The organism is Galbibacter sp. PAP.153 (assembly GCF_037029175.1).
Lineage (GTDB): Bacteria > Bacteroidota > Bacteroidia > Flavobacteriales > Flavobacteriaceae > Galbibacter > Galbibacter pacificus.
The window spans coordinates 13,563-28,062 of the sequence record NZ_JAZEUN010000035.1; the positions used below are offsets into that span (position 1 = coordinate 13,563).

The window sequence follows — 14,500 nt, forward strand, 5'->3', positions numbered from 1 at the left end:
TTGTCAAAGTGCTTTCAGTTTAATTCATAAACAAAAGTGTTATGAGGTTATTTCATTTTAAGCACAATAAAATCTGTTCTTCTGTTTTTTTGGTGCTCGGGTTCTTCACAAGCAACCCCGTCGGAGCAGCCATTGGTTAGTCTACGTTCTCCATATCCTTTATGGGCTATAACGCGTTCTTTGGTCAGGCCCTTGCTTATTAAATAGTCGTAGGTGGCATTGGCCCGGTCTATAGACAGCCTGTCGTTGTACGAAAGCGACCCCCGTGAATCGGTATGCGATTCTATTTTCATTACCATTTCTGGATATTCGGCAGTCATCAAGTTTACAATTTTGTCCAGTTCTTTTGCGGCGTCCGGCCGGATATTGTATTTATCGAAGTCAAAATAAATAGTATTTAATCCTGCCAATACCTTAATGTCTGTTACGGGAACTAATTGAAGGTTTACCACAATTTCGGTGATTTTTTTTCCAATATTTTTTGAAGTAAATATCTTTGTTTTATCGGTATATTTTTCTTGGCTTGCAGAAATACTATAATCCTTTCCCCGATCGATATTTATTTCATAATAGCCGTTTTCATCGGTTAATAGATAAGCAATTTCGCTACCAAGGTTATTTTTAAGACTGATTTTTGCATTGGGAATGGGTTTCCCGTTTATGGAATCTGAAACGACCCCTTTTAGCATGAGAGGCAAAACAGTTTCAAAGGCATAAATATCGTCATTGCCAATTTTATTATTTCTATTGGATGCCATATAGCCGGAAAGGCCATCAGAAAACATAAAAAATGAAAAATCGTCTTTTTTGCTGTTAATGGGTTTGCCCAGGTTAACGATATCTGTAATTTCGTTTTCTTCGTTTTTTATGGTTCCATAAATATCCAAAAGTCCAATACCTTCATGTCCATCCGACGAAAAAAACAGGGTTCCTTCAGAATTGATAAAAGGAAATAATTCTTCGCCTTCGGTATTAACTATAGGACCTAAATTTTGGAGAGGACCAAAAGTTCCGTTTTCTTGGATGGTCACTTTGTAAATATCGGCTTTTCCATGTCCACCGGGCATATCCGATGAAAAGTACAACAACTTTCCGTCGTTGCTAAGTGCTGGATGCGATACCGAATAATTAGCGTTGTTAAAAGGCATATCGGTTATATTTGTCCATTTTCCGTTTACCAGGCTCGCTTTGTAAATTTGTAAATGGTTTACGCCTTTTTGGTCCCTTTCGTTATGGTTTTGATAATAATTGTTTCTGGAAAAATACATGGTTTTCCCATCTGAAGAAATAGAGATAGGTCCTTCGTGAAATTTGGTGTTAATATCGCCAACAACGGGTGTTCCGGTATTTAGGGAATCGTTGAGGTTTATGGTGTACATGTCTAGAAATGGCTGCTCGTTCCAGCTGTATACTTTTTTAGGGTTTCGCGCCCCGTTTTTGGCAGAAATATAATAAAGTATGTCACCAAACCTATATGCTCCAAAATCGCTGTATTCGGTATTAAAATTAACATCTTGAAGCGTATATTTTGTTTGTACGTTAAAAAGTACGGGTTTCTCTTTTTTTAGTTCCCTTACCATTTTATTTTTTCCGCCTTCTTTTTTAAACTTTTTCAACCAGGTATCGGCTTCTTCATATTCTCCAAGCCCCCTTAATACAACCGCATAATTGTAATAATAATCAATTGGTATGTTTGGTTGCTGTACTGCTTTTTTATAATAAATGGCTGCATTCTCTGGGTCCCGAAGCATAAAATAGCAGTCTGCCAGTTTACGCTCGGCATAGGCTACATTGTAATTATTATCAATAAGTTCTTTATAGGTCTGAGAAGATTTTATAAACGAATACTTGTTAAACAGGGCATCAGCCTTTTTTTGTTTTCCATACTGTGCATTCAGTGAAAAGCCTTCTAGAAAAAGAAAAAGTACAAAACTATATCGTAGCAATGTTTTCATGGTAGTAAATTTTAGAAATAGCGAGGCGATTTATATTTGGCATTGTTGAATTTTAGTTCGAACATGAGTAATATTTCATGCGTTCCGGAAGTATAGGGGCGAATATCCGAAATGGGTTGTTCGTAGGTATAGCCAATTCTCCATTGTGGCGTAACCTGAAAATCTATAAGCACGGCAGCGGCATCGTCAACACGGTATGCTGCGCCGATCCACATTTTTTCGTAAAAAAGAAAATTACCGGTAAAGTCGTATGCCATTGAGCTTCCATTGGTTGCCTTGATTAAAAAGGCGGGCTTAAACTTAATGTCTTTGCTCAGCGTAAATACATACCCTCCGGTCAAGTAGTAGCCAATTCTTTCTGATGCTTCAAATTCTTCTTCTTTATTATAATCGGTTGTAAATATCCTTGGGGATGATAGCCCCATGTACCATTTATTGGAATGCCAGTAAATACCAAGCCCCATGTTTGGGCTCCAATGATTTGAAATATTGTTAAAATATGGGTCGTTTATAATACTGGGATCGCTCAATAGGTCATTGTCCAGCTCATAATGTGTAAAGCCCGCTTTGAGTCCGAATGCCAGCTCTGTATTTTCCCCGGTCCTTATGGTATACGAAAAATCGCCATACAAATAAGAAAAACGTTCGTAGCCCAGTTCGTCTCTTATAAAAGACATTCCCACACCAATTTTATCATTCCGTAAAGGGGAATTAGCAGAAACCGTAAGTGTTTTTGGACCGCCGTTAAAACCGTTCCATTGGCTTCTATGAAGAGCCACAATGCTCAAGGCTTCCCTGCTTCCTGCATAGGCCGGGTTTATGGCAACGGTATTATACATATATTGCGTAAATTGAGGGAGTTGCTGGGCGGCCATTGAAGCCGAAAGCAACAGGACAAAAGTTAGTAATGAGGTGTTTTTTTTAATAATGTCCATAATAATTTATTTGGAGCTAGTGCCTACGTAGATGTATCCTTTAATTGGGTCGTAGCCACTTTCGAGAATATTCAAAATATAAAAATAAGTTCCGGCGGGAATTTGAGACGAGCCACCGATACCCGATGTAGCGTAACCGTTCCAATTGTTTTGGTAATTATCCGATTGAAAAACCTCGGCCCCCCACCTATTAAAAACCTGTAAGGTCATGGTAAAACCACATTCTTCTATTCCGGTTACGGTAAAATACTCATTATAGGGGTCGCCATTGGGTGTAATTGCTTTGGATATAACCAGTTCGTTGGTAGAATTACACGGTAAAACCACGCAGTCGTCATGTACAATTATTTTAATGATTAACGGCGGTATACAATTATTGCTGGGCAAAAAAGAAATTTCATAATTACCGATAGCTGTTTTTGAAGGATCGAAAAAATTATCCATTAGCGAAGGGTTTCCGCTTGCCACTTCCCAAGTTCCTTCTTTGGTGTAATTATTGGGAAATAATTCAAAGAGGTCAAAAGTGGCATCATCTATACATAATTTTAATTCCACAGGCTCTATTGGAGTTATGTTTTGAGGCCTTATATGAATGTTTTGTGTAAACATTGCCTCATTTTCACAATTATCGGTAACGTTCCATGTTCTAATAATGTCGTAATCTTCTCCTTCGGAAGTAAAATTGGACAATTCCTCAAAAGTTACATTGAGATTTGTATTGCAGCCATCGTCAAACATGAGGGCGGGAGCGGCGGGAATATCGCCACAAGTAATGGTAATATCTTTTTCATAACTAGAAGCCAATATAGGCGCTTCGTTGTCTTCAATGGTAATGGTCTGCGTGTGTACTGTTTGGTTGTTCGAGCAGTCCTTGGCGGTCCATGTTCTTGTAATGGTGCTGATGCCACAATCGTTGTTGGTATTTGTTTCATCAAAAGAAACTTCCGCATTACCGCTACAACTATCGTTGGCGGTCAATGTCGCGGCCTCTGGAATTGCGTTGCACGCCACGGTAATATCCTGTGGCAGTTCTCCAACAAAAACGGGCGCTTCGTTGTCTTCAACGGTAACGGTCTGTGTGTGTACTGTTTGGTTGTTCGAGCAGTCCTTGGCAGTCCATGTTCTTGTAATGGTGCTGGATCCACAATCGTTATTGGTAGTTGTTTCATCAAAAGAAACTTCAGCATTACCGCTACAATTATCGTTGACGGTCAATGTCAGGGCCTCTGGAATTGCGTTGCACGCCACGGTAATATCCTGTGGCAGTTCCTCAACAAAAACGGGTGCTTCGTTGTCTTCAATGGTAATGGTCTGCGTGTGTACTGTTTGGTTGTTCGAGCAGTCCTTGGCAGTCCATGTTCTTGTAATGGTGCTGATGCCACAATCGTTATTGGTAGTTGTTTCATCAAAAGAAACTTCAGCATTACCGCTACAACTATCGTTGGCGGTCAATGTCACGGCCTCTGGAATTGCGTTGCACGCCACGGTAATATCCTGTGGCAGTTCTTCGACAAAAACGGGTGCTTCGTTGTCTTCAATGGTAAAAATTGCAGCTGTATTTATTCTATCGCAGCCATTGCTTGCAGTAAAAGTAACTTCAATAAATTTTGTATTTCCGCAGATGGTTACCCATTCGCATTCGGTAAAATTATTGGTCCAAGTAATTGGACACTCGCTATCGGCAATTGCATTTGCATTGCTGTCCAGCCATACCTGAAGCTCAATATCTATATCTTCATTGCAGGTAATATGTTGGTTTTGGGCAACATTTATAAAGTTTAATGCCGTTTTTTCGGGAACCGTAAATATAGCGTTGCATTCTCTTCTTGCCCCACAATCGTCGGTTACAATATAGTTAACAGTTGTTTTACCGCCACAAATAGTAGGCGCTGTAACGTCTAGGCCTTCTTCTTTCGGGTTGGTTCCTCCAATGAAATGGAACTCTTTTAACCACTCTTCAAACTTTGCATCAATTGCCTTTTGGGTCAAACAATTTTCAACGGTCATGGATTCCGGATGATAAATGGACAGATACTCACCTCCGCCTATTTTAACGGTTTTAGAAATTTCGCATCCTTTGGCATCTTTTACCAAAACGACATAGGTCCCTTTTTTTAGGTTTTCAAATAAATGAGAGCTGAAAAAAGTTTGACCGCCGTCAATAGAATAGTTATAAGGAGGGGCACATCCGCTAGCGGTTATTTTTATACTGCCTTCTTCGGTGTTGTAACATATATTATCGGTTATTTCGGTTTCTATGGTGAAGTTTTCGGGCTCTGTAACTGTTTTCGATTCTTTATGTACTTGCACGCCATTGTCGTAAATACAAAAAGTATAAGTGCCCGCACTTAGGCCGGTTTGGTCTTTTTGGCCATCAACAAGGCCATTACCGTTATTTGTGGTCCATTTATAGGTAAGCGTTCCCGTATTACCCGTTATTTCAAGGGTTATGCTTCCGTCGTTTGATGCTTCATTGTTGATCACACAACTTACGTTGGTAACGGTTGCTTTTATGGAGCATCCCGGTACATTTGGAAAGATTTCAAGATTGTTGCCTGCATTTAAGGAAAAGCACCAACAAAACATCGAAATGATAAAAAGATTTATTATTTTCATTCTACTATACAGATTTACTGCAAGTAGTTAAGTAAGATAAATCTGGGGTGTTTATCCCATATTTTTATTTGAAAAAGCAGTGTTAAGAAGTAGTGGCCAAAGCTTGAAATTTACTTTAGCAAAAAGAGGTTTGGGTTGGTTTATTGATAGCTAAATTCGTAAGAATAAACAATCAACTAAAAAAAAAATGATGAAGTGTTTTTTATAATCGTTAATGTGGAAGGCATTTATAATTAGTTGGTTGAGCTGTATATATTTAACGATGAACGGTATCTGTTTAAAGAGGTGAAATTGATTAAAATGAAGGAAATAACACTGGTTAGGCATGCAAAATCGTCTTGGGAATACGAGGTAAACGATAAAGACCGGCCATTACAAGAGCGCGGTATAAATGATGCATATATGGTAGCCAATTATTTAAAGGGTAATTTTAAGGCACCAGATGTGGTATTTTCCAGCCCAGCAATAAGGGCATTGCATACATGCATTATAGTTACGGGCCAATTGGGAATAGCCCCCTCCAAAATACATATCGAAAAGAGATTGTACGATTTTGAAGGGACTTCTGTCATTAATTTTATCAAACAATTAGGGGAAAGCTATAAAAAAGTTATGATTTTTGGCCATAATCATGCATTCACGTCAATTTCTAATATATTTGGGAACAAATCCATAAATAATGTGCCAACAGCCGGGGTAGTGCAATTACGATTTGATGTTGGTGAATGGAAACTAGTAGACAAGGGAACAACCGAATTAATAATATTTCCAAAGCAATTAAAATAAATGAACGAAGTAAAAAATCAATATATAAATAGAGAGATCAGTTGGTTACATTTTAATGCGAGAGTTTTGCAAGAAGCTGAAGATACTACAGTTCCACTTATTGAAAGGCTTCGTTTTTTGGGGATTTTTTCCAATAATCTGGACGAATTTTTTAAAGTCCGTTACGCTACCGTAAAACGTATTGCCCTTTCTGGAAAAACGGGGAAAAGTGTTTTGGGAGGTGCCCGTGCCAAAGATTTAATGGAAGATATTACGCAGATTGTAATTAACCAGCAAACCGAAAGTTTAAGAATACTTAGCGATATAGAAAAAGAACTGGAGGCCGAAAATATATTTATTATAAAAGAAGACGAAGTAACGGCACAACAAAACGATTTTATAAAAAACTATTTTTATGAAAAAGTAAGCCCGGCTCTGGTAACCATTATGCTGAGCGATCTGGACGAAATCCCGAACCTTAAGGACAGTGCCGGTTATCTTGCAGTAAAAATGACAATGAAGCAGGAAAAGCAAAACGATGGCGTAAAGGGTATTTTTAAGCCAAAATCTAAAGAAATACGTTATGCAATGGTAGAAATACCTAAAACTATAGAGCGTTTTGTGGTATTGCCAAATCAGGGAGACAAGCAATATATAATTATTCTCGACGACCTTATCCGCTATTGTATGGACGGGATTTTTAATATTTTTAATTACGAATCGCTATCGGCGCATATGATTAAAATTACCCGTGATGCCGAACTGGATATAGACAGCGATTTAAGTAAGAGTTTTATTGAAAAAATATCGTCGAGTGTAAAAGGAAGACGTATCAGTGAGCCGGTCCGTTTTGTGTATGATAAAGAGATTGAAAAAGATACGCTTAAGTTTTTAAAAGATAAAATGGGGATAGACGACACAGATAGCGTAATTCCCGGAGGGAGATACCACAACCGAAGGGATTACATGGGGTTTCCAAGCCTTGGACGTGCCGATTTAATGTATAAAAAATTTCCGCCCTTGCCGGTAAAAGGGCTTACCCACGACGGTAGTTTGTTTGAAGCCATTGCCAAAAAAGATTATTTGCAATATGCCCCATACAACACCTTCTCTAATGTAATTAAACTTTTAAGGGAAGCGGCAATAGACCCAAAGGTAAAAACCATAAAGATTACCGTATACAGATTGGCAAAAAACTCTCAAGTTGCCAGTTCACTAATCAATGCTGTTAAAAATGGAAAAGAGGTAACCGTACAGATAGAACTACAGGCCAGGTTTGACGAAGAAGCAAATATTGAATATGCCGAGCAGTTACAATCTGAAGGGGTGAAGCTTATTTTTGGGGTTCAGGGCCTTAAGGTACACAGTAAAATATGTGTAATAGAAAGACTGGAAGGCGATAAGTTAAAACGTTACGGTTTTATAAGCACCGGGAACTTTAACGAAGATACCGCCAAAATCTATACAGATTATACGCTTTTTACCGCACACCAGCCCATAATGAAAGAGCTTAACAAGGTGTTCGATTTCTTTCAGACCAATTATAAAATAAATAAGTACAAACATTTAATAGTTTCCCCACATTACACCAAAAAAGTATTTACAAAGCTTATCGACAAAGAAATAGAAAATGCAAAAGCGGGTAAAGAAGCCTATATAAAGATTAAAATGAATAGCTTTACAAGCTATAAAATGGTCGATAAGTTATATGAAGCCAGTAGAAGCGGGGTTAAAATTCAACTTATAATACGGGGAACATGTTGTTTAATACCCGGAGTTCCCGGAATGAGCGAAAACATTGAAGCCATTAGTGTGGTCGACAGGTTTTTGGAACATACCCGATTGTTTATTTTTGCCAACAATGGCGACCCCAAGTTTTACATTTCTTCAGCCGATTGGATGACAAGGAACCTTGACTTTAGGGTAGAAGTGGGGTGCCCTATTTACGACAAGGACCTTAAAAGTGAATTAATGGATACTTTTGATATTTGCTGGAGAGACAATGTAAAGGCAAGGATATTCTCCGAAAGGCACGACAATGCATATAGAAAAGTAAAAAATATTAAAGAACGTTCCCAATTCGAGACCTACGAATACTATTTAAAAAAACAGATTGTTAAAGCATAAAGAAGGAAAATTTTGAAGATAAGAAAATTTGCGGCTATCGATATTGGGTCCAATGCGGTACGGTTACTTATAAACAACGTAATTGAATACAAAGACAAGGAAACCCAGTTTAAAAAAAGCTCGTTGGTAAGGGTTCCGGTACGTCTTGGACAGGATTCTTTTACGGTGGGCGAGATTTCCAAGCAAAATTCTGAAAGGATGATAGATACCATGAAAGCCTTTAAATTTTTAATGAAGGTTCATGGCGTGGAAAAATATATGGCCTGTGCCACTTCGGCAATGCGGGAAGCAAACAACGGAAACGAACTGGTAGAAACAATTAAAAATAAATCGGGTATAGAAATAGAAATTATTGATGGTAAAAAGGAGGCGGCCATTATTGCATCTACAGATCTTCACACGTTAATAGAAAGAGATAAGACTTATTTGTATATAGATGTGGGTGGGGGAAGCACAGAATTTACAATCTTCAGCAATGGAAAAATAGTAAATTCAAGATCCTATAAAATAGGTACGGTACGCCTGTTAAACGAAATGATTTCTCCCGAAACATGGAAAGATATAGAAAAGTGGATAAAAAGCAATTTAAAAAAATACAAGCGCATAGAAATTATTGGTTCTGGGGGAAACATCAATAAATTGTTTAAAATGTCGGGAAGAAAACCCGGCGAGCCCCTTTCTTATATCTATTTAAATGCACAATACCAATTTTTACAGGAAATGACCTACGAAGATAGGATTTCCGAGCTTGGTCTCAATCCAGATAGGGCAGATGTTATCATCCCGGCTTCGAGAATCTACCTAAATGCATCAAAATGGAGCGGTGCCAAAAAAATACATGTCCCAAAAATTGGACTTTCAGATGGGATAATCAAGCTTTTATATCATATAGAAAAAGAAGAAAAGGCTTCTTATGTATAAAATCAACCATGAATGGTTTCCTTTTTGCCAAGATCTTTCATAATTTCTGCTTCAAACTCCAGTAAGGCATTCCATTTTTTGTTTACCATTTCGGTTTCTCCATATTTTCTGGCAAAAGACAAAAACATGGTATAGTGGTTGGCCTCGCTAACCATTAAGTTTCTGTAAAAAGTAGCCAGTTCTTTGTCGGCAATTTCTTCAGATAGCAACCTAAAACGTTCGCAGCTCCTGGCTTCAATCAAGGCTGCATATAATAATTTATGTACCAAAAAAGTGGTACGGCTACCGCCCTTTGGGAAAAAGGTCATCAACCTGTTTACATATTCATCTTTTCGGTCTCTTCCTAAAGTCCAGCCCCGCTCGATAATTTTATCGTGTACCATTTTAAAATGACTGATTTCCTCTTTTACCAAGGCGGTCATTTCCTGTACAAGTTCGGTGTGTTCGGGAAACAAAACAATAAAAGAAATTGCGGTACTCGCTGCTTTTTGCTCACAAAAGGCATGGTCGGTTAAAATTTCTTCAATGTTCTTTTCAACAATGTTTACCCATCGCGGGTCTGTAGGAAGTTTTAAGCCTAACATAATAAATTTCAATATTGATTTAGCTGCAAATATAGCACCTTTATAATTTATGTTCGTTCGGCCAAAGAGGCGCCCATCTTTCAGTTTTATCGTTTATACTTGTATTTGGTGGATGTTATGTACTTGTAAAAAGGATTTTTCTTAATTTAAATTACCCGATTTTTGCACTACATTGAAGCTATGTAACTAGAATAAAATCTTTTTTAATTTAGGTTTCAATGTTTGTTAAGAGCACTTATCATATGTCTTATTGTACGAATGTACATTCGGGGGAAACCTGGGACGAAGTCTTTCAGGTACTCAATGCTTACATTCCGTATATCAAACAAAGTACAGTTGGCGATAATCCATTTGGAATAAGTCTTCGGCTTTCCAATAAGGCATGCCAGCAACTATACAAAAACAACAATCTGGATATATTTAAAGACTGGCTGCACCACAATAATTTATATGTTTTTTGTATTAACGGGTTTGTATATGGCAATATGCACACAAGCACAGTTAAAGATTTTGTTTATGCCCCGGACTGGGCTTCGTTTGACAGGCTTTCTTACACAAAAGATTTAATTTTCCAGTTACAGGAATTATTGCCAAAAGGCATATCGGGCAGTATAACCACTTCTCCATTGGGGTACCGTTATTGGTACCACTCAGAAAAAATTACCGAAAATTGTTTTAAAAAGGCCGCGTATAATTTAATTGAAATTGTTTGGGAACTCTATCAAGTTGAATGCAATACAGGCAAGTATATTCATTTGGATATCGAGCCCGAGCCCAATAGTTTATTAGAAAACAGCAATCAGGTAATTCATTACTTTAGGGAATACCTTTTACCGACCGGGCAGGAAATATTTAAAAGAAGGACAAACAAAACGAGCGATGAGATTGAAAGCATGATATTAAAATACATCAACATTTGTTATAATGTAGGTCATTTTTGCATGGCATACGAGTCCCCCGAAATAAGTTTTAGGCGTTTTAAGCAAACCGGTATCAAGGTTGGGAAAATACAAATGAGCTCTGTTTTAAAGTTTTTGTTGAACGATAGCAATAAGGCTTCCATACTGGATTATTTTTCAACGTTCAATCAAGAACGGTTCTTGCACCAGGCGTCCGAAAAAATAGGGGATACCGTAATTACCTATCCAGACCTCTGGGACGTTATTAAAAAACACCAAAACATACAAGAATTAAGAACCCAGTTTAATGTGCCCATTTACATGGGGAAACATAAATTTTTACAGTCTACGCAAGCACAACTAGTAGAGGTGATAAATTATATAAAGGAAAACAATATATGCGAACATATCGAGGTAGAAACCTATACTTGGGAGTTATTGCCCCTTGATATAAAAACCGATCTCGCCACGTCTATCATTAAAGAACTCCATTGGCTAAAAGCTCGTTTAGAAGGTACCGTGTTGGATCTTAGGTAACAATTGTTTATTTAAGTTGTGCTAACAGGCATTCCAGAGCGGATTTTTTGGTAGCGGGGCGGTAATTTGTATCCTTTCTTTCTTTACCGGATGCATAAACTCCAGCTTGCGTGCATGCAAATGTATGCTCCCATCTTTATTGCTCCTGTCGAAACCATATTTTAAATCGCCTTTAATGGGGCTGCCAATAGCCGAAAGTTGCGAGCGTATTTGGTGGTGCCTTCCCGTTTCCAGGTCAATTTCCAACACGTGGTAATTGGTAAGCGATTTTAGCATGCGGTAATTTAAAACCGCCTTTTTGCTATCGGGGACCTCATTGGTATGTGCGTACGACTTATTTTGTTTTGAGTTTCTTTTCATCCAGTGAATTAAGGTATCGGCATCTTTTTGGGGCTTGTTTTTTACAATGGCCCAATAGGTTTTTTTGGCATCCTTATCCTTAAAAAGTTTGTTAAGCCTTGGCAATGCCTTAGAAGTTTTGGCAAAAAGTACAATGCCGGTTGTTGGCCTGTCCAGTCGGTGCACGACCCCCAAATATACATTTCCCGGTTTGTTGTACTTATCTTTCAGGTAATTCTTTATTATTTCAGAAAGGGGCTTGTCGCCCGTTTTGTCGCCTTGTACAATATCGCCCGCGCGTTTGTTGACCACAATAATATGGTTGTCTTCATATAAAACCTGAAGGTTGTTTTTATTTGAATGGAGGCTCATTTTTTAGACTTTCTTAGATTTTTAGACTATTTTTTGATATTTCCTGTTGAATTTTATTTGAAAGCTCTTTTACTTTATCATAATGCAAAATAGAAAAGTTAAGTCTTATCCTTTCCCCGGTTTTAAGTTTAATATATAATTGGTCTGCTCCCCAGCTACTATAATGTTTAACTTTAATGATTTCCGTAAGATAGATTTTTTGGTTTTTTATAGATGAATACAAAGGTTTTTTTAATCCATTTTAATGCTAAATATCCTTCAGTTTCAGCTAAAACGACATTCATTTTGCCCCTAAAAAGAATAACATTTAAAATAACTGCCGAAAAATAAACAATTACAAATTCTAAATAATATTCTCCCGATATATCTATGTGGTTAATTCTAATAGTAATAATTAAAAGTACCAAACATAAAACAATAGAAATAAAACAAGGAATTAATGAAATAATCTTTAAATGGGCCTTCATCCAACAAGTCTAACTAATCTATAACTCAATATTGCTCCTCATCGCTGGGAAAATCTTTAGACTTTACATCGTTTACATATTGAGAGATGGCGTTGGTCATATCGTCATACAAATTCATATACCGTCTTAAAAAACGCGGGTGGAATTCATGGGTCATCCCCAAAAGGTCGTGAAGCACCAAAACCTGTCCGTCAACACCATTTCCTGCACCTATGCCTATAATTGGGATAGAGACCGACTGGGCAACTTCTTCGGCAAGCTTTGCGGGAATTTTCTCGAGCACAATGGCAAAACAGCCTGCTTTTTCAAGAAACTGGGCATCTTCTTTTAATTTATTGGCTTCTTCTTCTTCTTTGGCCCTTACCGTATAGGTGCCAAATTTATATATAGATTGTGGCGTAAGCCCCAAATGTCCCATAACTGGAATCCCGGCGTTGAGAATGCGTTTAATAGATTCTTTTATCTCTTTTCCGCCTTCAAGCTTCACGGCATGTGCACCACTTTCCTTCATGATCCTGATGGCCGACCGCAATGCTTCTTTTGGGTCCGATTGATAACTCCCAAACGGAAGGTCCACCACCACAAGGGCCCTGTTAATGGCCCGTATTACCGAAGATGCATGGTATATCATCTGGTCTAAGGTAATGGGGAGCGTGGTTTCGTGCCCGGCCATAACATTACTAGCCGAATCACCCACCAAGATAACATCTACATCGGCACCGTCTACAATTTTTGCCATGGAATAATCGTATGCGGTGAGCATGGAAATCTTTTCACCATGTTTCTTCATGTCCACCAACGACTTAACGGTAATTCTTTTATATTCTTTTTTAGCTACTGACATTTCTATTATTTTAGATGATAAAATTACTGTTTTCAATAGACATTACCCATTTCTCTTATAAGAAATTGGAGTTGCCTATTTTCTGTTCAAGCTTCAGTGTTTTTTACCGCTCTTATATATTTTTGCATCCAAATGGCTTGTCCTATATTATATAGTACGTGTTTACGTAATAAATTTGTAAGTGAATATAAATGTTTTATAAGAAATAAGTATCTTTAATCCATAGCAGTATAACTAATTGATTAATACCAAACTATTAAAATTTTAAGCAGATGAAATATGTTGCCGTACTATTTTTATTGATATCTTCTTTGGGCTTTTCCCAATCTTCTGATGAGGTAGCTGTAAAATTTACCATCGACCGGTTTTTTAGCGCCTTTCATGCACAAGATTCCGTCGAAATAAAAAAAACGGTAAGCAACCATGTTATCATGCAGACCATAACGGCCGACAAGGCAGGAAAAAGTATGGTAAAAACAGAGGATTTTAGTAAGTTTTTAAAAAATATAGTGGCCATACCCAAGGAGAAAAAGTTTGAAGAAAAACTGCTAAGTTACCATATCCAAGTAGATGGCAACCTGGCGAGCGTATGGACACCGTACCAGTTTTGGTTTGGCGATATATACAGCCATTGCGGGGCAAACTCCTTTCAATTGTTCAAAGAAAACAATGCATGGAAAATTATATACATAATAGATACCCGAAGAAAAGAAGGTTGCCAGTAAATATTATTCCTTGCCAATCTGGTCTATGCTGGTTGGGTCTATTTTGCTTTTCTTTTCCCAGTTCCTTTCCAGGATATAATATAGCACACCGCAAAAAATAATGCCAACGGGCAGTGCTATTAGGTTTAATGCCAAGGAGTCCATAGTCTCAAGGGCGGTAGGGTAGAACAGGCCTATAAATATCCCGGCCACAAACGTGCCTGCAGAATAGATAACAATGCCCAAAATGGCAAAGCCCCATTTGTTTTTGTTGTAATCGTCTGCGAGTTGATAAAAATATCTCCCAATAAAGAAAATGAGTAATAATCCTAACATAATAGTAGTATTTAAGTATAAATTTGGAACATAAATACAACTATTTTCTCTAGATTTGCTAGGTAACTCCTTGAATATTTTTGATAAAGATTACTTTTT

Annotated in this window: 12 protein-coding genes; 5 read left to right on the top strand and 7 right to left on the bottom strand. The window is 37.7% G+C overall.

Features of this window, described 5'->3' with window-relative positions:
- Positions 1-47: 47 nt before the first annotated feature.
- From UXI14_RS17105 to UXI14_RS17115, 3 genes are read right to left on the bottom strand one after another with little or no spacing between them, the layout of a single operon-like run.
- Entirely contained in the window at positions 48-1,955 is a 1,908-nt protein-coding gene (locus tag UXI14_RS17105; protein ID WP_335967191.1) for an OmpA family protein, read from the bottom strand.
- Between the two features lie 11 nt (positions 1,956-1,966).
- Positions 1,967-2,890: a type IX secretion system membrane protein PorP/SprF gene (locus UXI14_RS17110; RefSeq protein ID WP_335967192.1), complete on the bottom strand. Its 924-nt coding sequence runs from the start codon at positions 2,888-2,890 to the stop codon at positions 1,967-1,969.
- A 6-nt stretch (positions 2,891-2,896) separates the two neighbouring features.
- The gene (locus UXI14_RS17115; RefSeq protein WP_335967193.1) at positions 2,897-5,506 is read right to left on the bottom strand and encodes a gliding motility-associated C-terminal domain-containing protein; all 2,610 of its coding nucleotides are present in this window, start codon (positions 5,504-5,506) and stop codon (positions 2,897-2,899) included.
- 300 nt (positions 5,507-5,806) lie between these two features.
- Between UXI14_RS17115 and UXI14_RS17120 the strand changes: the two genes are divergently transcribed.
- The 3 genes from UXI14_RS17120 to UXI14_RS17130 are packed head-to-tail and all read left to right on the top strand — an operon-like array spanning position 5,807 to position 9,319.
- A complete protein-coding gene (locus UXI14_RS17120) occupies positions 5,807-6,292 on the top strand; it encodes a histidine phosphatase family protein (RefSeq protein WP_335967194.1) in 486 nt (161 codons plus the stop codon).
- Complete coding sequence (ppk1, locus tag UXI14_RS17125; RefSeq protein WP_335967195.1) at positions 6,293-8,398, top strand: polyphosphate kinase 1; 2,106 nt, start codon at positions 6,293-6,295, stop codon at positions 8,396-8,398.
- Between the two features lie 9 nt (positions 8,399-8,407).
- Positions 8,408-9,319, top strand: a complete 912-nt coding sequence (locus tag UXI14_RS17130) for a rod shape-determining protein (protein ID WP_335967201.1) — start codon at positions 8,408-8,410, stop codon at positions 9,317-9,319.
- Between the two features lie 2 nt (positions 9,320-9,321).
- Here the strand turns inward: UXI14_RS17130 and UXI14_RS17135 are convergent, their stop codons facing one another.
- A complete protein-coding gene (locus tag UXI14_RS17135; RefSeq protein ID WP_277900745.1) occupies positions 9,322-9,903 on the bottom strand; it encodes a tRNA-(ms[2]io[6]A)-hydroxylase in 582 nt (193 codons plus the stop codon).
- A gap of 242 nt (positions 9,904-10,145) precedes the next feature.
- Between UXI14_RS17135 and eboE the strand changes: the two genes are divergently transcribed.
- Entirely contained in the window at positions 10,146-11,339 is a 1,194-nt protein-coding gene (eboE, locus tag UXI14_RS17140) for a metabolite traffic protein EboE (RefSeq protein WP_335967197.1), read from the top strand.
- A gap of 21 nt (positions 11,340-11,360) precedes the next feature.
- Here the strand turns inward: eboE and UXI14_RS17145 are convergent, their stop codons facing one another.
- On the bottom strand, positions 11,361-12,050 hold the full coding sequence (locus tag UXI14_RS17145; RefSeq protein WP_335967198.1) for an RluA family pseudouridine synthase: 690 nt from the start codon (positions 12,048-12,050) through the stop codon (positions 11,361-11,363).
- A gap of 492 nt (positions 12,051-12,542) precedes the next feature.
- On the bottom strand, positions 12,543-13,361 hold the full coding sequence (panB, locus tag UXI14_RS17150) for a 3-methyl-2-oxobutanoate hydroxymethyltransferase (protein ID WP_277900748.1): 819 nt from the start codon (positions 13,359-13,361) through the stop codon (positions 12,543-12,545).
- Between the two features lie 272 nt (positions 13,362-13,633).
- On the opposite strand from panB, the gene UXI14_RS17155 reads away from it, so the two are divergent.
- Positions 13,634-14,086, top strand: a complete 453-nt coding sequence (locus UXI14_RS17155; RefSeq protein ID WP_335967199.1) for a nuclear transport factor 2 family protein — start codon at positions 13,634-13,636, stop codon at positions 14,084-14,086.
- A gap of 3 nt (positions 14,087-14,089) precedes the next feature.
- Here the strand turns inward: UXI14_RS17155 and UXI14_RS17160 are convergent, their stop codons facing one another.
- Complete coding sequence (locus UXI14_RS17160; RefSeq protein WP_335967200.1) at positions 14,090-14,401, bottom strand: hypothetical protein; 312 nt, start codon at positions 14,399-14,401, stop codon at positions 14,090-14,092.
- Positions 14,402-14,500: the final 99 nt, after the last annotated feature.

Coding starts and splice junctions, on each gene's coding strand:
- UXI14_RS17110 (WP_335967192.1), bottom strand. CDS start 2,890: ATGGACATTATTAAAAAAAACACCTCATTACTAACTTTTGTCCTGTTG.
- ppk1 (WP_335967195.1), top strand. CDS start 6,293: ATGAACGAAGTAAAAAATCAATATATAAATAGAGAGATCAGTTGGTTA.
- UXI14_RS17105 (WP_335967191.1), bottom strand. CDS start 1,955: ATGAAAACATTGCTACGATATAGTTTTGTACTTTTTCTTTTTCTAGAA.
- UXI14_RS17120 (WP_335967194.1), top strand. CDS start 5,807: ATGAAGGAAATAACACTGGTTAGGCATGCAAAATCGTCTTGGGAATAC.
- UXI14_RS17160 (WP_335967200.1), bottom strand. CDS start 14,401: ATGTTAGGATTATTACTCATTTTCTTTATTGGGAGATATTTTTATCAA.
- UXI14_RS17115 (WP_335967193.1), bottom strand. CDS start 5,506: ATGAAAATAATAAATCTTTTTATCATTTCGATGTTTTGTTGGTGCTTT.
- UXI14_RS17155 (WP_335967199.1), top strand. CDS start 13,634: ATGAAATATGTTGCCGTACTATTTTTATTGATATCTTCTTTGGGCTTT.
- UXI14_RS17135 (WP_277900745.1), bottom strand. CDS start 9,903: ATGTTAGGCTTAAAACTTCCTACAGACCCGCGATGGGTAAACATTGTT.
- panB (WP_277900748.1), bottom strand. CDS start 13,361: ATGTCAGTAGCTAAAAAAGAATATAAAAGAATTACCGTTAAGTCGTTG.
- UXI14_RS17145 (WP_335967198.1), bottom strand. CDS start 12,050: ATGAGCCTCCATTCAAATAAAAACAACCTTCAGGTTTTATATGAAGAC.
- eboE (WP_335967197.1), top strand. CDS start 10,146: ATGTCTTATTGTACGAATGTACATTCGGGGGAAACCTGGGACGAAGTC.